21 protein-coding genes are annotated in these 17093 nt (G+C 69.5%); 11 read left to right on the top strand and 10 right to left on the bottom strand.

All coding sequences use genetic code 11. From position 1 onward, the window contains the following. Positions 1–54 precede the first annotated feature (54 nt). The 9 genes from PFX98_RS16085 to PFX98_RS16045 are packed head-to-tail and all read right to left on the bottom strand — an operon-like array spanning position 55 to position 6990. A complete protein-coding gene (locus PFX98_RS16085; protein WP_285231493.1) occupies positions 55–654 on the bottom strand; it encodes a TetR/AcrR family transcriptional regulator in 600 nt (199 codons plus the stop codon). Between the two features lie 13 nt (positions 655–667). Continuing rightward, complete coding sequence (paaE, locus tag PFX98_RS16080) at positions 668–1747, bottom strand: 1,2-phenylacetyl-CoA epoxidase subunit PaaE (protein WP_285231492.1); 1080 nt, start codon at positions 1745–1747, stop codon at positions 668–670. Positions 1748–1750: 3 nt separating this feature from the next. After that, entirely contained in the window at positions 1751–2272 is a 522-nt protein-coding gene (gene paaD, locus PFX98_RS16075) for a 1,2-phenylacetyl-CoA epoxidase subunit PaaD (protein WP_285231491.1), read from the bottom strand. A 5-nt stretch (positions 2273–2277) separates the two neighbouring features. Then, complete coding sequence (paaC, locus tag PFX98_RS16070; protein WP_285231490.1) at positions 2278–3054, bottom strand: 1,2-phenylacetyl-CoA epoxidase subunit PaaC; 777 nt, start codon at positions 3052–3054, stop codon at positions 2278–2280. 9 nt (positions 3055–3063) lie between these two features. Beyond that, on the bottom strand, positions 3064–3369 hold the full coding sequence (paaB, locus tag PFX98_RS16065) for a 1,2-phenylacetyl-CoA epoxidase subunit PaaB (RefSeq protein ID WP_285231489.1): 306 nt from the start codon (positions 3367–3369) through the stop codon (positions 3064–3066). A 20-nt stretch (positions 3370–3389) separates the two neighbouring features. Next, positions 3390–4391, bottom strand: a complete 1002-nt coding sequence (gene paaA, locus PFX98_RS16060) for a 1,2-phenylacetyl-CoA epoxidase subunit PaaA (protein ID WP_285231488.1) — start codon at positions 4389–4391, stop codon at positions 3390–3392. Positions 4392–4402: 11 nt separating this feature from the next. Then, positions 4403–5713 carry a phenylacetate--CoA ligase PaaK gene (gene paaK / locus PFX98_RS16055; protein ID WP_285231487.1) on the bottom strand — a complete coding sequence of 437 codons (1311 nt, stop codon included), beginning with the start codon at positions 5711–5713 and terminating at the stop codon, positions 4403–4405. Between the two features lie 6 nt (positions 5714–5719). After that, a complete protein-coding gene (gene paaI / locus PFX98_RS16050; RefSeq protein ID WP_285231486.1) occupies positions 5720–6169 on the bottom strand; it encodes a hydroxyphenylacetyl-CoA thioesterase PaaI in 450 nt (149 codons plus the stop codon). Positions 6170–6174: 5 nt separating this feature from the next. Next, complete coding sequence (locus PFX98_RS16045; RefSeq protein ID WP_285231485.1) at positions 6175–6990, bottom strand: enoyl-CoA hydratase-related protein; 816 nt, start codon at positions 6988–6990, stop codon at positions 6175–6177. A 156-nt stretch (positions 6991–7146) separates the two neighbouring features. Between PFX98_RS16045 and PFX98_RS16040 the strand changes: the two genes are divergently transcribed. Together PFX98_RS16040 and PFX98_RS16035 are read left to right on the top strand one after the other, a co-directional pair. Next, entirely contained in the window at positions 7147–7758 is a 612-nt protein-coding gene (locus PFX98_RS16040; protein ID WP_285231484.1) for a phenylacetic acid degradation protein PaaY, read from the top strand. Positions 7759–7786: 28 nt separating this feature from the next. Beyond that, positions 7787–8440 (top strand): LysE family translocator, encoded by a 654-nt coding sequence (locus PFX98_RS16035; protein ID WP_285231483.1) that lies wholly within the window; start codon positions 7787–7789, stop codon positions 8438–8440. Here the strand turns inward: PFX98_RS16035 and PFX98_RS16030 are convergent. After that, the gene (locus PFX98_RS16030; protein ID WP_285231482.1) at positions 8395–9342 is read right to left on the bottom strand and encodes a carbohydrate kinase family protein; all 948 of its coding nucleotides are present in this window, start codon (positions 9340–9342) and stop codon (positions 8395–8397) included. The genes PFX98_RS16035 and PFX98_RS16030 overlap by 46 nt on opposite strands. A 126-nt stretch (positions 9343–9468) precedes the next feature. Here PFX98_RS16030 and moaA point away from each other — a divergent pair, with 126 nt between their 5' ends. The 9 genes from moaA (at position 9469) to ssuC (ending at position 17079) form a co-directional block, all read left to right on the top strand. Further along, on the top strand, positions 9469–10596 hold the full coding sequence (gene moaA / locus PFX98_RS16025; protein WP_285231481.1) for a GTP 3',8-cyclase MoaA: 1128 nt from the start codon (positions 9469–9471) through the stop codon (positions 10594–10596). 2 nt (positions 10597–10598) lie between these two features. Further along, on the top strand, positions 10599–10955 hold the full coding sequence (locus tag PFX98_RS16020; protein ID WP_285231480.1) for a hypothetical protein: 357 nt from the start codon (positions 10599–10601) through the stop codon (positions 10953–10955). Next, on the top strand, positions 10933–11529 hold the full coding sequence (gene mobA, locus PFX98_RS16015; RefSeq protein WP_285231479.1) for a molybdenum cofactor guanylyltransferase MobA: 597 nt from the start codon (positions 10933–10935) through the stop codon (positions 11527–11529). Before PFX98_RS16020 ends, mobA begins: the two co-directional genes overlap by 23 nt. Before the next feature lie 19 nt (positions 11530–11548). After that, positions 11549–12055, top strand: coding sequence for a GNAT family N-acetyltransferase (locus PFX98_RS16010; protein ID WP_285231478.1), 507 nt, complete (start codon positions 11549–11551; stop codon positions 12053–12055). After that, positions 12052–13344, top strand: coding sequence for a molybdopterin molybdotransferase MoeA (moeA, locus tag PFX98_RS16005; RefSeq protein WP_285231477.1), 1293 nt, complete (start codon positions 12052–12054; stop codon positions 13342–13344). The genes PFX98_RS16010 and moeA overlap by 4 nt, the downstream gene beginning before the upstream one ends. Before the next feature lie 99 nt (positions 13345–13443). Then, on the top strand, positions 13444–14037 hold the full coding sequence (locus tag PFX98_RS16000; protein ID WP_285231476.1) for an NAD(P)H-dependent oxidoreductase: 594 nt from the start codon (positions 13444–13446) through the stop codon (positions 14035–14037). Between the two features lie 83 nt (positions 14038–14120). Then, complete coding sequence (locus tag PFX98_RS15995) at positions 14121–15095, top strand: sulfonate ABC transporter substrate-binding protein (RefSeq protein ID WP_425334614.1); 975 nt, start codon at positions 14121–14123, stop codon at positions 15093–15095. 18 nt (positions 15096–15113) lie between these two features. Continuing rightward, positions 15114–16286, top strand: a complete 1173-nt coding sequence (ssuD, locus tag PFX98_RS15990) for an FMNH2-dependent alkanesulfonate monooxygenase (protein WP_285235613.1) — start codon at positions 15114–15116, stop codon at positions 16284–16286. A gap of 7 nt (positions 16287–16293) precedes the next feature. Then, positions 16294–17079 (top strand): aliphatic sulfonate ABC transporter permease SsuC, encoded by a 786-nt coding sequence (gene ssuC, locus PFX98_RS15985; protein WP_285231475.1) that lies wholly within the window; start codon positions 16294–16296, stop codon positions 17077–17079. Positions 17080–17093 lie beyond the last annotated feature (14 nt).

The following is a 17093-nucleotide window of genomic DNA, read 5'->3' as shown; positions in this document are numbered from 1 at the left end:
TGTCGTTGAAATTTCGCGTGAGGGAAAGCATGCGCATATTCGGGCCGCCAGCCTTCACGAGGCTTGCACGGCGCCCAGGCCGCCGAAAAACAGATCCGCCACCATCGGCGCCAGGGCCTCGTAGGTCAGCTCGCCGTCGGGCTTGAGCCAGGTGAAGGTCCAGTTGATCATGCCGAACAGCAGCATGGTCAGCGGCTTGTGCAGCTTGGCCGCCTGCAGCTCGGGGCGCACCGCGGCCACCGCGTCGGCAAAGGCCGCCACCACGCCGCGCTCGATCGCCAGCAGGCGCTCCTGATCTTCGGGGTTGAGGAACTTGGTGTCCTCGGTAAGTACCCGGTGCTGGTTCTGCGCCTCGCCATAGGCCTGCATGAAGCGGGCGATGAGCGCGCGCAGATGCGCCTGGGGGGCCAGGTCTTGCTCGCGCACCTCTTCCACCAGCGCGGCCAGGTCTTCCACATGGCTCTCGCAGATCTGCACCAGCAGCTCGTGCTTGTCGCGCACATAGTGGTAGAGCGTGGGCTTGCTCACCTCGCAGGCCTCGGCCACCTGGTTCATCGAGGTGCCGGGGTAACCCTGGTTGGCGAACAAGCGCGCCGCCTGCACGAGGATGGCCTCACGCGTTGCGTCGAATCCGGGAGCTCTGCCTCTGGCCATTTAGCGGTTTTTCTTAGCGTTCATCGAAGGAGATCACCACGCGCGGCGTCAGCGCATGGGCTTGGCAGCTGAGGATAAAGCCAGCCGCGACCTCGTGTTTCTCGAGCGCGAAGTTCTTGTCCATGCGCACCTGCCCCTCGACGAGCTTGCAGCGGCAGGTCGAGCACACGCCGCTCTTGCAGGAGAACGGCACCTCCAGGCCGGCGCGCGCGGCGGCGTCCAGCAGGCTGGGGTCGCTCTTGCTGAATTCGAACTCGCGCGCCACGCCGTCGCGGATCAGCGTCACGCGGGCGCTGTCGGCGTCCTCGGCACGCACCTCGTGCGGCGCCGGCTTGCCCTGCTGCATCTCCACCGTGCCGAAGCGCTCGATATGGATGCGCTCCTGCGCCACGCCGGCCGCCAGCAGCGCGGCCTCGGCCTCGTCGTTGACCTGGTAGGGCCCGCAGATGAAGGCCTCGGACACGCTGGCCGGGTCCACCAGGGCGCCGAGGAATTCGGCGATCTTCTCGCGGTTGAGCATGCCGGCCATCAGCGGCGAATCGACCTGCTCGTCGCTGAACACATGGTGCAGCGAGACGCGCGTCAGGTACTGGTTCTTCAGATCCTCGATCTCCTCCTTGAACATGGTGGAGGCCTGGCGGCGGTTGCCGTAGATCAGCGTGAAGCGGCTGGCCGGCTCGCTGGCCAGCACCGTCTTCATGATGGAGAGGATGGGGGTGATGCCCGAGCCGCCGGCGATGCCCAGATAGTGGCGCTCGGCCTTGGGATCCAGCGGCACGAAGAAGCGGCCCTGCGGCGGGAACACCTGGATCACGTCGCCGGCCTTCAGGCTGGCGTTGACCCAGTTGGAGAACTTGCCGCCATTGACCTTGCGCACGCCCACGCGCAGCTCGCCATCGTCGATGCCGGCGCAGATGGAGTAGGAGCGGCGCAGATCCTCGCCGTTCACGTCGGCACGCAGGGTCAGGTATTGCCCCTGGGTGAACTTGAAGGTGTTGGCGTCGGCGGCCGGCACATCGAAGCTGACGATCACGGCTTCGTCGGTGTCGGGACGGACTTCGCGGACACGCAGCGGATGAAAGTGGAGGCTCATGATTCAGATGGGCTTGAAGTGTTCGAAAGGTTCCAGGCAGGCCAGGCAGCGGTACAGCGCCTTGCATGCGGTGGAGCCGAAGGCCGAGAGCTTTTCGGTGCGCTCGGAACCGCAGCGGGGGCAGGCCAGCTTGGTGAGCGAGGCGCGGTGCACCAGGCGGATGGGCTGGGCCCGGTCCGGACCGGCCGGCCCCGGCGGCGCGATGCCATAGGCCTTGAGCTTGGCTTTGCCGGCCTCGCTGATCCAGTCCGTGGTCCAGGCCGGCGCGCGCTGCATGGTGATCTGGATCTCGCCGAAGGCGGCCAGCGCCGCGCGCACGTTGTCCTGGATCAGCTCGGTGGCGGGGCAGCCCGAATAGGTGGGCGTGAGCACCACCTCCAGGCCGCCGGCGGTTTCCTTGAGGTCGCGCACGATGCCCAACTCGTCCAGCGAGATCACCGGCACCTCGGGGTCGGGGATCTGGCGCAGCACTTCCCAGGCCGCCTCGAGGCGCCCGCAGCTGTTGGCGATCGGCAGCTCGCTCATGGCGCTCACCAAACTCCGTTCGGATAGGCGCGCTGCAGGTACTGCATCTCGGCCAGCATATGGCCCATGTGCTCGCTGTGGATGCCGACGCGGCCGGCCGGCACATAGGCGCTGGCCTTCGGCTGGGCCAGGCCGGCCTCGCCGAGGATCTCGTCCATCGCGGCCTGCCAGCCGGCCTTCAGCTCGCTCCAGGCCGGGCCCAGCTTGCTGCCCACGGCGGCGGCGTCCACCGCGTCGTCGGCGAACAGCTCGTTGAAATAGGGCCACAGCGTGGCCAGCGCCGCTTCCAGGCGCGCCCTGGACTCGGCCGTGCCATCGCCCAGGCGCAGCACCCAGTCGGCCGCATGCTGCTGGTGGTATTGCGCTTCCTTGACGGCCTTGCCGGCAATCGCCGCGACCTCGGCATCGCTGGACGACTGCAGGCGCTGCCACAGCCCCAGCAGCCAGCTGGCCACCGCGAAGTTGCGCAGCGTGGTGAAGGCGAAGTCACCGCGCGGCAGCTCCATCAGCACCGGGTTGAAGTACTGGCGCTCGTCGCGCAGAAAGGCCAGCTGGTCCTCGTCGTGGCCCTGGCCATCGAGCTGGCCGGCGCGGGTCAGCAGGCCGCGCGCCTGGCCCACCAGGTCCAGCGCCATATTGGTGAGCGCCAGATCCTCTTCCAGGATGGGGCCATGGCCGCACCACTCGCCCAGGCGCTGGCTGAGGATCAGGCAGCTGTCGGCAATGCGCAGCAGGTAGCGGACGTCGGCCTTGTCGCCGACCTTGATCGATTGAGTGCTCATCGCCCTGCCTTACATGTGGTTCACGGATTCGGGCAGCTCGTAGAAGGTCGGGTGGCGGTACACCTTGTCTTCCATCGGATCGAAGTACATGCCCTTCTCGCCCGGGTCCGAGGCGACGATCTGGCTGGACAGCACCACCCAGATGCTGGTGCCTTCCTGGCGGCGCGTGTAGACCTCGCGCGCCAGCTGCACGGCCATCTTGGCGTCGGCGGCATGCAGGCTGCCGCAATGCTTGTGGTCCAGGCCGGCCTTGCTGCGCACGAAGACCTCCCACAGAGGCCATTCGTTCTTCGGGGCTTGTTGTGCGTTGCTCATGGTGTCGTGCTCCTCGGGGCTCAGGCGGCTTGCGCCTTGGTGGCTTGTTTGCTGGCATGGGCGAGTGCGGCTTCGCGCACCCATTCGCCCTCGTCCCAGGCCTTCACGCGGGCGGCCAGGCGTTCGCGGTTGCAGGGGCCGTCGCCACCCACCACGCGCCAGAACTCGGCCCAGTCGATGCGGCCGAACTGGTAATGCTCGGTCGCGGCGTTCCATTTCAGATCGGGGTCCGGCACGGTCACGCCCAGCACCTCGGCCTGCGGGATCGTCGCGTCCACGAACTTCTGGCGCAGATCGTCGTTGGAGATGCGCTTGATGCCCCAGCGCATCGACTGCTCGGAGTTCGGCGAGTCCTTGTCCTCGGGGCCGAACATCATCAGAGACGGCCACCACCAGCGATTCACCGCGTCCTGCACCATCGCCTTCTGCTCGGCCGTGCCGTTCTGCATCATCACCAGCAGGCTCTCGTAGCCCTGGCGCTGGTGGAAGCTCTCCTCGCGGCAGATGCGGATCATGGCGCGTGCATAGGGCGCATAGGAGCAGCGGCACAGCGGCACCTGGTTCATGATGGCCGCGCCATCCACCAGCCAGCCGATCACGCCGATGTCGGCCCAGCTCAGCGTCGGGTAGTTGAAGATCGAGCTGTATTTGGCCTTGCCGCTGTGCAGGGCCTCCAGCATCTGGTCTCTAGAGGTGCCCAGGGTCTCGGCCGCCGAGTACAGATACAGGCCATGGCCGCCCTCGTCCTGCACCTTGGCCAGCAGGATGGCCTTGCGCTTGAGCGTGGGCGCCCGCGTGATCCAGTTGCCCTCGGGCAGCATGCCGACGATCTCGGAATGCGCGTGCTGGCTGATCTGGCGCACCAGGGTCTTGCGGTAATGCTCGGGCATCCAGTCCTTGGCCTCGATGAAGTCGCCCGCATCGATGCGGGCCTCGAAGGCCTCGCTGCGCTGCTTGTCCTCGGCGCTCTGGACTTTCGCGGCGGTCTCCTGCGGGCCGACGCTCATGGCTTGGGTGTACATGCGGGTACTCCTTACTTAGGTCTTTGGTCGATGACCCGGCGGGCCTTGCCCACCAGCGTGCGTTCAATCGATTCCGGCGGCCCGATCACCACCTTGGTGGAGACGCCGATCAGGGTCTTGATGCGGTGCTGCAGCGATTTGGCGATCTCGCCCACATTGGCGCTGTTGACGGCCGCCGGCTGCAGCTCGCAGCGCACCTCCACCGCGTCCAGCGGGCCGTCGCGCGTGATGACGATCTGGTACTGGCCCGAGAGCTGCGGCTCCTGCAACACCAGCTCCTCCACCTGGGTGGGGAACATATTGACGCCGCGGATGATCAGCATGTCGTCGCTGCGGCCGACGATCTTGCCCATGCGGCGCATGCTGCGCGAGGTGGGCGGCAAGAGGCGCGTCAGGTCGCGGGTGCGGTAGCGGATGATGGGCAGCGCTTCCTTGGAGAGCGAGGTGAACACCAGCTCGCCCTCCTCGCCGTCGGCCACCACCTCGCCGGTCTCGGGATTGATGATCTCGGGATAGAAATGGTCTTCCCAGATCACCGGGCCGTCCTTGGACTCCACGCATTCGCTGGCAACACCTGGCCCCATGACTTCGGAGAGGCCGTAGATGTCCACCGCGTCGATGCCGGCCTTGCCCTCGATCTCGCGGCGCATCGCCTCGGTCCAGGGCTCGGCGCCGAAGATGCCCACCTTGAGCGAACTGTCGCGCGCGTCCAGGCCCTGGCGCGCGAACTCCTCGATGATCACCTGCATATAGCTGGGCGTGACCATGATGGCGTCGGGCCGGAAGTCCTGGATCAGCTGCACCTGCTTCTCGGTCTGGCCGCCCGACATCGGGATCACCGTGCAGCCCAGCTTCTCGGCGCCGTAATGCGCACCCAGGCCGCCGGTGAAGAGGCCGTAGCCATAGGCGATGTGCACGATGTTGCCGGGGCGCACGCCGGCGGCGCGCAGCGAACGCGCCACCAGGCCGGCCCAGGTGTCGATGTCCTTGAGCGTGTAGCCCACCACCGTCGGCTTGCCGGTGGTGCCCGAGGAGGCATGGATGCGCGCCACGCGCTCGCGCGGCACGGCGAACATGCCGAAGGGGTAGTTGTCGCGCAGGTCCTTCTTGGTGGTGAAGGGGAACTTCGCCAGATCGGCCAGGGTCTTCAGATCGCTGGGGTGCACGCCCTTGGCGTCGAAGACCGCCTTGTAATGCGGCACGTTGTCGTAGGCCTGCTTGAGCGACCATTGCAGGCGCTGCAGCTGCAGGGCCTGCAGCTCGTCGCGGCTGGCGGTTTCGATGGCTTCCAGATCGCCGGGGGCGGGGGACTTGACGGACATGGGGGCTTACTCCTGAGCGCCCGTGGCAAGACCTGGCACCACGGGCTTCCCCTTGATGCGATAGGACTTGCCGCGGAACACGGCCACCAGCTGCTGCTGCTGGTTGCGAATGGTGATGTCATAGACGCCGGTGCGGCCGGCGAGCGAAATCTCGCTCGCCACCGCGGTCAGCGTGTCGTTCAAGCGGGCCGGCGCGACGATGTCGATCGCGAAACCCGAGGCCACCGTCAGCTCGTTGTACGAGTTGCAGGCGAAGGCAAAGGCCGAGTCGGCCAGGGTGGTGATGAAGCCGCCATGGCAGATGTCGAAGCCATTCAGCATGTCTTCGCGCACCCTCATGGTGAGCGTGGCGGCGCCCGGCGCCACCGCGGTGATTTCCATGCCCATGCCCTTGGAGGCACGGTCATTGGCGAACATGCCGTCGCGCACCGCTTCGGCGATTTGTTGAGGCGTCATGGGATTCAGCGGTCGGTGAACTGCGGGGCGCGTTTTTCCATGAAGGCCTGCACGCCTTCCTGGTAGTCGGCGGCAAAGCCCAGATGGCTCTGCATCACCGCCTCGAGCTTCATGGCGTCTTCGTAATCCAGGCTCATTGCCTCGTCGAAGGCGCGGCGCGTCTCCACCAGGGCGCGCGTCGGCAAGGCGGCCAGCTTCAGCGCCACGGCCTGCGCGGTGGCGGCCAGGTCGGCGTCGGGCACGCAGCGGGCGATCAGGCCCATCTGCACCGCCTCGGTGGCGCTGAGCTTCTCGCCCATGAGGGCCAGCTGCAGGGCGCGGGCGCGGCCCACCAGGCGCGGCAGCAGCCAGGTGCCGCCGCAATCCGGGATCAGGCCGATCTTGGCAAAGGCCTGGATGAAGTTGGCCGACTGGGCCGCGATCACGAGGTCGCAGCCCAGCGCGAAATTGGCGCCCGCCCCGGCCGCCACGCCGTTCACCGCACACACCACCGGCACCGGCATGGAGCGCACGCGCAGGGCCAGCGGGATGTAGTAATGGTCCAACAGGGTGCCGATGTCCTTGGGCTTGCCGCCGGGCTCGAACTCCGGCTTGATCATCGCGTCGGAGAGATCCTGGCCGGCGCTGAACGCCCGGCCGGCGCCGGTGATCACCACCGCACGCACGCTGTCGTCGCGCGCCGCCTCGTCCAGCGCCGTGCGCAGCATCGAGAGCAGCTGCGTCGTGAAGGCATTCAGGGCGGCCGGCCGGTTCAGCGTCAGGGTGCGCACCGCGTCATCCTGGGTGATCAGCAACGGCGACTCGGCGTTTTCTAGCGTCATGGGCACAAACCTCAAACACGAAGAACAGGGAGATGCTTTGATCAGTCACAAACACTCTTGACCGACCGGTCGGTAGATCGTAAGGTCCAGCTTGATTCAACACAAGACCTATTCACGTCGGGGTAAACCCTTGACGCATATCAGGAGAGCGAAGCCATGCCCTGCTACTCGATCGACGGCGTGATCCCCGTCGTCCATCCCGACGCCTTCGTCCATCCCACGGCCGTGCTGATTGGCGACGTGCATGTGGGGCCGGGCTGCTATATCGGCCCGCTGGCGTCGCTGCGCGCCGACTTCGGCCGCATCGTGCTGCACGAGGGCGTGAACGTGCAGGACAGCTGCGTGATCCACGGCTTCCCGGACTCGGAGACCCTGGTCGAGCGCAACGGCCATATCGGCCACGGTGCGGTGCTGCATGGTTGCGTGGTGCGCCACGACGCCCTGGTGGGCATGAACGCGGTGGTGATGGACGAGGCCGAGGTGGGCGCCTACAGCATCGTGGCCGCCTGCGCCTTTGTGCGCGCCGGGCTCAAGCTGCCCGAGAAGTCGCTCATCGCCGGCCTGCCGGCCAAGGTCATGCGCCCGCTCAGCGAGGACGAGATGCGCTGGAAGCTGGAAGGCACGCAGACCTATCAAGACCTGACCCTGCGCTGCCGGGCCACGCTGCAGGAGGTCAGCCCCCTGGCCGCGCCCGAGCCCGGCCGCGCCCGCCTGCAGGTGCGCGGGCCGCAGACCCTGGTGGCCAGCAAGCGCGGCGAGAGCGCCTGAGCCGGGTCGCAAGCCTTACATTGCGGCCATGGATGGCGCGCCTGTACTCATCAGCTTTCTCAAGGCCATGCTGATCGGCGTCTCGATCGCCGCCCCGGTGGGGCCGATCGGCCTGCTGACGATCCAGCGCAGCCTGCAACTGGGCCCGCGCGCCGGCCTGGCCACCGGCCTGGGGGCGGCAGTGGCCGATGCCCTCTATGGCGCGGTGGGCGCCTACGGCGTGCACGCGCTGATCCAGGCGCTGACCGCCGCGCGCCTGCCGCTGGCCCTGGGCGGCGGCGCCTACCTGCTGTGGATGGCGCTACAGCTGCTGCGCGCGCCGGTCGGCAGCGCGGCGGCCCAGGCCGGCAAGCCGGCATCGGCCTGGCGCCATTTCGGCAGCACCCTGTTGCTGACCCTGGCCAACCCCGCCACCATCTTCTCCTTCATCGCCATCTTCGGCGCGCTCGCCGGCAGCGGCGCGACGGCCAGCCCGGCGGCGATGGTGGCGGGCGTGTTTATCGGCTCGGCGCTCTGGTGGCTGCTGCTCAGCAGCGGCGTGGGCCGGCTGCGCGGCCGCTTCGACGCGCGCTGGCAGCGGCGTGTAAACCGGCTCAGCGCCGCCATCCTGGGCGGTTTTGCGCTCTGGCAGCTGGCTCAGGCGGCCCAGACCTTGACCTGCGGCGCCAGCTGTTCCAGCTGAGTCAGGCTGGGCGGCGCGGCACCGGCCGCGGTGCAGGCCGCGGCGCCGGCCGCCACCGCCCAGCGCAGATGCTGCTCGGGCGCGGCCTCGGCATGGTGCATCAGGCTGTAGAGCAGGCCGGCCATCGAGGCATCGCCCGCGCCCACCGTGTCCACCACCGCCACCGCGGGCGGCTGGGCATGGAAGTCGCCGCGCGCGTGGAACAGGCTGGCCCCCTCGGCGCCGCGCGTCAGCATCACGGTGGCGAGCGGGTTCCAGGCGCTGATCTGGGCCAGGCCGGTGTGGTAGTCCGGGCTGCGGAACAGGCCGCACAAGTCCTCGTCCGACACCTTGATGACGTCGGCAATGCGGCACATGCGCTCCAGCGTCTCGTCATAGCTGGAATCCATCAGGCTGCGGTAGTTCGGGTCGAAGCTGATGTGCTTGCCCTGGCTCTTGAGCTTTTCGGCCAGTTCCAGCAGGCGCCGCGCGAGCGGCTCGCGCACCAGGCTGATGCCGCCGAAATGCGCCCAGCGCAAGGCTCTGCGCCAGCCCGAGGGCAGGCCGTCGGGCTGGAAATGCAGGTCGGCGCTGTCGTCGCCGATGAAGAAATATTGCGGCGGCTCCGTCTCGTACACCACCGCCAGCAGCGGCGACTTGGCGAATTGCTGGATGAAGCGGGGGTCCAGGTTGGCATCGGTGCTGGCCTGCCAGAGCTCCTGGCCGAACACATCGTTGCTGATGCCGCCGGCAAAGGCGCTCAGCTCGCCCAGGCGCGACATCGCCGCGGCCACGTTCCACGGGGCGCCCCCGCAGACCGAGCGCCAGGTGTCGGGGCCGGTTCGTATCAGGTCGGTGAGTGCTTCGCCGAAGGAGACGAAGCTGGGAAGGTCCGGGTGCAGGACCGAGGTAATCACTGTCATGCCCGCATTCGACCCGCTGCCGGCCTCGACCGCAAGCCCCTCTAAGGTGGCCCCGCACTTGATCTAGGGCAAAACCGACCAACCCCAGGCCCGCCAGGGACGAGCGCAGAGGGCACAATCCGCCGCATGACAGACGGTGTGATTCCCCTGATCGACCAGCGCCTGGTGGCGCTGGTGCCGGCCGTGCCGCGCGAGCTGCCCGCCGCCACCGGCCTGCTGGCCGATGCGCTGGGCCGGCCGCTGCGCGATCTGCGCATCTCGGTCACCGACCGCTGCAACTTCCGCTGCAGCTACTGCATGCCCAAGGAGGTGTTCGATCACTACCACGAGTTCCTGCCGCATGCCGAGCTGCTGAGCTTCGAGGAGATCACCCGGCTGGCGCGCATCTTCGTGGCCCAGGGGGTGCAGAAGCTGCGCCTCACCGGCGGCGAGCCCCTGTTGCGCCGCCACCTCGAACGCCTGATCGAAATGCTGGCCGGCCTGCGCACCGTCGAGGGCGCGCCGCTGGACCTGACCCTCACCACCAATGGCTCGCTGCTGGCCAAGAAGGCGCGTGCCCTGAAGGATGCCGGGCTGCAACGCGTCACCGTGAGCCTGGACGCGCTGGACGACGCGGTGTTCCAGCGCATGAACGACGTTGGCTTCCCGGTCGCCGAGGTGCTGCGCGGCATCGAGGCGGCGCAGGCCGCGGGCCTCACGCCCATCAAGGTCAATATGGTGGTCAAGCGCGGCAGCAACGACGACCAGATCCTCGCCATGGCGCGGCATTTCCGCGGCACCGGCGTGGTGCTGCGCTTCATCGAATACATGGACGTGGGCGCCAGCAACGGCTGGCGCATGGACGAGGTGCTGCCCTCGGCCGAGTTGCTGGCGCGCTTGCAGGCCGAGTTCACGCTGCAGCCGCTCTCGGCCAGCGCGCCGGGCGAGACCGCCGAGCGCTGGGCCTATGCCGACGGGGCGGGCGAGATCGGCCTGATCTCCAGCGTCACCCAGGCCTTCTGCGGCGACTGCAACCGCGCGCGCCTGTCCACCGAGGGCAAGCTCTACACCTGCTTGTTCGCGCACCGCGGCCACGACCTGCGCGCGCTGCTGCGCGAGCAGGGCCGCAGCGATGCCGAGATCGCCGGCGCGCTGGCGGGCGTGTGGGCCGGCCGCAGCGACCGCTATTCGCAGCTGCGCGGTGCCAACGCGGGTGATGCCGCCGGCGAGGCGCGCGGCGAGCGCCGCATCGAAATGCATTACATCGGAGGCTGAGCATGAGCCCGGCGCTGCCGCCCCTGCCCTCCGAGCCCTTCACCGCCTGGTTCACCGCGCGCCTGCGCCGCCGCCTGGCCTGGGCGCTGGCGGCTTGCCTGGCCCTGCCCTGGGCCGGCAGCGAGTTTGCCAAGCAGTTCGTGCAGCCCGGCCTGCACAACGACGCCGCCCGCGCGGCCCTGCTGATCGACTACATCGCGATCGGCACCGCCCTGTTCGGCCTCAGCATGGTGCTGACCTGGCTGGTGGGGGCCTGGGTTACCGCGGTGATGAAGGGGCCCACCCATCTGGGCGACGCCTTCCCGCCCGGCAGCCACCGACCCAGCCCGCGCGACGATGAACAGCAGCAGCGCCGCTGACATCACCGGCCTGCTGCTCTGCGGCGGCCGTGGCAGCCGCATGGGCGGGGTCGACAAGGGCTTGCAGCCCCTGCAAGGGCGGCCGCTGGTCGAGCATGTGCTGGAACGCCTGGGCCCCCAAGTGGGCACGCTGCTGATCAATGCCAACCGCAACCTGGCGCGCTATGGCGCCTACGGCCATGCGGTGCTGGCCGACGCCTCCGCCGACTATGCCGGCCCGCTGGCCGGGCTGCTGGCCGGCCTGCAGGCCTGCCGCACGCGCTGGCTGCTGGCCGTGCCCTGCGACGCGCCACGCCTGCCGCTGGACCTGGCGGCGCGGCTGCTGCGCGCCGCCGAGCGCGAAGGCGCGGCCGTCGCCCTGCCCGTCACCGAGCGCGTCCAGCCGGTGTTCTGCCTGCTCAGGCAAGACCTGGCCCCGGGCTTAAGCGCCTACCTGGCGGGCGGCGGCCACCGCGTCGAGGCCTGCCTGCGTGCCCAGCCGCATGTGCTGGTTCCCTTCGACCGCGACGGCGATGCCGCCGCCTTCTTCAATGCCAACAGCCTCGATGAACTCCAGCGCCTTGCCGCAGACTGAGCAAGCGCAGCTGCGCCTCATGCAAGCCGCCGACCTGGCGGACTACAAGGCGCTGCGCGATGCCATGCTGCTACGCCACGAGGACGCCTTCACCTCCGACGCCGCCACCGAGGCCACCCGCCCCGCCGCCAGCTACCAGCCGCGCCTGCACGCCAGCGTGGGCGGCAGCGCCCTCTTCACCCTGGTGGCCTGGCAGGGCGGCCGCATGGTGGCGGCGCTCACCTGCGAGCGCGAGCCGCGCCAGAAGGTGCGCCATGTGGCGCATCTGGTGGGCATGATGGTGGCCGACGCGAGCCAGGGCCAGGGCCTCGGCCGGCGTCTGCTGGCCCAGGCCCTGAGCCTGCTGCGCAGCGAGCCCGAGCTGGAGCTGGTGACGCTCAGCGTCAGCGCCGGCAATGTGGCGGCGCTGCGCCTTTACGAAGGCGCGGGTTTCACGCGCTACGGCCTGCTGCCGCGCGCCATCCGCCTGCCCGACGGCCGCTACATCGACAAGGCCTTGATGGTCTGCCCGCTACGCAAGCCATGACGCACCTCATGACACTCAGCCTCCAAGACATCGCCAGCGGCCTGCCCGGCTACGAACCCAATGACCTCGAAGTGGGCCTGGCCCAGGCCTTCATCGCCCGCCTGCTGCCGCGCGTGCAGGCGGTGGAGAAGCTATCGCTGCGCAGCGCGCTCGGTCGCGTGCTGGCGGCCGACCAGATCTCGCCGATCGCCGTGCCCGCGCATGACAACTCGGCGATGGACGGCTACGCCCTGCGCGGCAGCGAGCTGAACGCCGCCGGCCCGACCCGCCTGCGCGTGGCCGGCACCAGCCTGGCCGGCGCCGGCCAGGCGCAAGACCTGCCCCCCGGCTGCTGCCAGCGCATCATGACCGGGGCCCTGATGCCCGCGGGACTGGATACGGTGGTGCCGCAGGAGCTGAGCGCACGCGACGGTGATGAGATCGTGATCGCGGCCGGCAGCCTGCAGCCCGGCGCCAACCGCCGCCGCGCCGGCGAGGACCTGGCCCTGGGCAGCGTGGCCCTGCCCGCCGGCCGCATCCTGCAGCCCGCCGATCTGGGCCTGCTGGCCTCGCTGGGCCTGGCCGAGGTGCCGGTGTTCCGCCGCCTGCGCGTGGCCTTCTTCTCCACCGGCAACGAGTTGCGCTCGCTGGGCGAGCCGCTGCCGCCCGGCTGCGTCTACGACAGCAACCGCTACACCCTCTGGGCCATGCTGCAGCGCCTGGGCGTGGACGCGCTGGACCTGGGCGTGGTGCCCGACGATCCGCAAGCGCTGCGCAGCGTGTTCGCCCAGGCCGCCGCCTGCGCCGACGCCGTCATCACCTCGGGCGGCGTGGGCGTGGGCGAGGCCGACCACACCAAGCGCATCATGAGCGAACAGGGCGAGGTGCTGTTCTGGCGCCTGGCGATCCGCCCGGGCCGCCCGATGGCGATCGGCCGGCTCGGCAAGAGCCCCGACGCCCCCCTGCTGTTCGGCTTGCCCGGCAACCCGGTGGCGGTGATGGTGGCCTTCTACGCCTTCGTGCGCGAGGCCTTGCTGGTGATGGGTGGGGCAAGACCTGCCCCCCTGCCCCTGCTGCGCGCCGCCAGCACGCGCGCGCTGCGCAAGCGCCCGGGCCGCACCGAATACCAGCGCGGCATCGTCAGCCGCGGGCCCGACGGGCGCTGGCAGGTGGAGATCACCGGCGACCAGGGCTCGGGCATCCTCTCCAGCATGAGCCGCGCCAACGGCCTGGTGGTGCTGGGCCACCGGCAGGGCGAGGTGGCGGCGGGCGATGAGGTGGACGTGCTGCCCTTCGAGGGGCTGGTCTAAGCCCTGCCTCGCCGGACGCATAAGCGTCTGCGCATTGCGCATTTGGGGCCGGGGCAGCGGCCGCCTAGAGTCCGGCCACCTCCATTGCCGGACCTGCCCATGAGCCCCTACCGCCTTGCCGTCGTCGTCGGCAGCCCCAGCCCCGCCTCGCGTACCAAGCTGCTGGCCCAGGCCCTGGCCGACGCCGTGGCCGCCGCCCTGCCGGTGCGCGTGCAACTCATCGAGCTGGCCACGCTGGCGCCGCAGCTGCTGGCCGGCGGCGAGGCGCGCGCGCTGGCGCCGCCGGCGCAGGCGGCCCTGCAGGCGCTCGCACAGGCCGACCTGGTGATTGCCGCCACGCCGGTCTACAAGGGCTCGTACACGGGCCTGTTCAAGCATCTCTTCGACCTGCTGGACCCCGAGGCCCTGGTGGGGCGGCCGGTGCTGCTGGCCGCCACCGGCGGCAGCGATCGCCACGCCCTGGTGCTGGATCACCAGCTGCGCCCGCTGTTCGCCTTCTTTCGCGCCCTCAGCGTGCCCTCGGCGGTCTATGCCTCGCCCACCGATCTGAGCGAGGCCGGCCTGGCCAGCGCCGCCCTGCAGGCCCGCATCGGCGAGGCCGCCGCGCAGGCGGTCGCATTGCTGCGCACGCTGCGCCCACGCGCGCCGGCGGCACCGCTGCCCGGCCCGGCCAGGGCAACGGCCAGCGCATAAGCAAACCCGCTTTGCTTCGTTCGCAGCGGCCGCGTGCTTGCCTATCGTGCGGGCAGTCCCTTCAACCCGAGCCCCCCATCATCATGAAGACTCACGCATTGCTCCGCTCTCTCACTCAACGGCTGGGCGCCCTGGCGCTGGCCTGCGCCATGCCGCTGGCGCAGGCCCAGGGCGGCGATCAGCTCCGCATCGGCTACCAGAAGTCCGCCAGCCTGCTGGCCCTGCAGAAGGCCCAGGGCACGCTGGAAAAGAAGCTCGGCGGCCAGGGCGTGAGCGTGAAATGGGTGGAGTTCCCGGCCGGCCCGCAGCTACTGGAGGGCCTGAACGTGGGCGCGGTGGACGTGGGCTTCGTCGGCGAGGCGCCGCCCATCTTTGCCCAGGCCGCGGGCGCCAACTTCGTCTACATCGGCAACGACCCGGCCGCGCCCGAGGCCGAGGCCATCGTCGTCCCCAAGGATTCGCCCATCAAGAGCGTGGCCGATCTGAAGGGCCGGAAGGTCGCCCTCAACAAGGGCAGCAATGTGCACTACCTGCTGGTGCGCGCGCTGGAAAAGGCCGGCGTGAAGTACAGCGAGATCCAGCCGGTATTCCTGCCGCCCGCCGATGCGCGCGCCGCCTTCGAGCGCGGTGCCGTGGACGCCTGGGTGATCTGGGACCCCTTCCTCGCCGCGGTGGAGAAGCAGACCGGCGCGCGCATCCTGGCCGATGGCCGGGGCGTGGTGCACAACTTCGCCTACTACCTGGCCGAGCGCGGCTACGCGCAGAAGAAGCCGCTGGTGATCAAGGCGCTGTTCGATGACAGCGTCGAGCAGGACCAGTGGCTGAAGGCCCATCTGAAGCAGGCCGCCGGCCTGATCGCGCCGCTGCAGGGCCTGCCGGTGGAGGTGGTGGAACTCGCCCTGCAGCGCTACCAGTTCGGCGTGCAGCCCCTCACCGCCGCGGTGGCCGCCGAGCAGCAGAAGATTGCCGACGCCTTCCTCGAGCTCAAGCTCATCCCCAAGCCCATCCGCATCGCCGACGCCCTGCCCGGCGCGCCCCTGCACACCGCTGCCAAGTAAGCCGGAGGCCCCATGTCACTGAAGATCTTCTGGTTCATCCCCACCCACGGCGACAGCCGCTATCTGGGCACCGCCAAGGGCGGCCGCCAGGCCGACTTCAACTACTTCAAGCAGGTGGCCGTGGCCGCCGACTCATTGGGTTATGAGGGCGTGCTGATCCCCACCGGCCGCAGCTGCGAAGACCCCTGGACGGTGGCCACCAGCCTGATCGACGCGACCCGACATCTCAAGTTCCTGGTGGCGCTGCGGCCGGGGCTGGTGACGCCGGTGCAATCGGCGCGCATTGCCGCCACCTTCGACCGCCTCTCGGGCGGCCGCCTGCTGGTGAACCTGGTGACCGGCGGCGACGCCGACGAGCTGGAGGGCGACGGCCTGTTCCTGCCCCATGCCGAGCGCTATGAACTCTCCGCCGAGTTCCTCGACATCTGGCGCGAGACGCTGGCACGCAGCCACCGCGGCGAGGCCCTCGACTATGTGGGCAAGCACCTCCGGGTGAAGGGCGCCAAGCTGCTCTACCCGCCGCTGCAGCGGCCCTATCCGCCGCTGTTCTTCGGCGGCTCCTCGCCGGCCGCGCATGAGCTGGCCGCGCAGCAGCTCGACACCTACCTCAGCTGGGGCGAGCCGCTGCCCGCGGTGGCCGCCAAGCTGGCCGACATCCGCAGCCGTGCCGCCGCCCATGGCCGCACGCTCAAGTTCGGCATCCGCCTGCATGTGATCGTGCGCGAAACCGAGCAGGCCGCCTGGGCCGCCGCGGCCGAGCTGATCCAGCATCTCGAGCCCGAGACCGTGGCCGCGGCACAGCGCAAGTTCGCGCAGATGGACAGCGTGGGCCAGCGCCGCATGGCCGAGCTGCACGGCGGCCGCTACGACCCCAGCGATGTGCGCAAGGGCCTCGAGGTGGCGCCGAATCTGTGGGCCGGCGTGGGCCTGGTGCGCGGCGGCGCCGGCACCGCCCTGGTGGGCAACCCCCAGCAGGTGGCCGATCGCATCCAGGAATATGCGGCGCTGGGCCTGGAGTACTTCGTGCTCTCCGGCTATCCGCATCTGGAGGAGTCCTACCGCTTTGCTGAGCTGGTGTTCCCGCTGCTGCCGCTGGCGCTGCGCGAGAAGCTCAGCCAGCCGCAGCTCACCGGCCCGTTCGGCGAGATCGTCGCCAACAGCTATGCGCCCAGGCAGACCGCCGCCAGCTGAGGCCGCCATGCAACTGCTCTTGCTCTCCAACTGGCGCGCCCGCCTCACGCCCTGGCTGCTGCCGCTGCTGATCCTGCTGGGCTGGGAGCTCGCCGCCAGCCAGGGCTGGCTCTCCAGCCGCGTGCTGCCCGAGCCCCTGGCGGTGCTGCGGGCCCTCGTGAACCTGGCCGACAGCGGCGAGCTCTGGACCCATGTGGCGGTGAGCACGCGCCGCGCCGCGCTGGGCTTTGCCATCGGCGGCGGCCTGGGCCTGCTGCTGGGCCTCTTGACCGGCAGCTTCCGCGGCGCCGAGACCTTGCTGGACTCCAGCCTGCAGATGCTGCGCAACATCCCGCCGCTGGCGCTGATCCCGCTGGTGATCCTGTGGTTCGGCATCGACGAAAGCGCCAAGCTCTTTCTGGTCGCGCTGGGGGTATTCTTCCCGATCTACCTCAACACCTTCCACGGCATCCGCTCGGTGGACCCGGGGCTGGTGGAGATGGCGCGCAGCTACGGCCTCGCGGGCTGGCCGCTCTACCGCCATGTGGTGCTGCCCGGCGCCCTGCCCGGCATCCTGGTGGGCCTGCGCTTCAGCCTCGGCCTGATGTGGGTGATCCTGATCGTGGCCGAGACCATCTCGGCCCAGGCCGGCATCGGCTACATGACCATGAATGCGCGCGAGTTCCTGCAGACCGATGTGGTGCTACTGGGCATCCTGCTCTATGCGGCCCTGGGCAAGCTGGCCGATCTGCTGGCCAAGGGCCTGGAACGCTGGTGGCTGCGCTGGCACCCCAGCCATGGCACAGGCATCTGACGCGTTAGGAGAAT

The sequence above is a fragment of the Paucibacter sediminis genome, assembly GCF_030254645.1.
GTDB classification, from domain to species: Bacteria; Pseudomonadota; Gammaproteobacteria; order Burkholderiales; family Burkholderiaceae_C; genus Paucibacter_B; species Paucibacter_B sediminis.
This window is presented reverse-complemented; position numbering and strand designations above follow the sequence as displayed.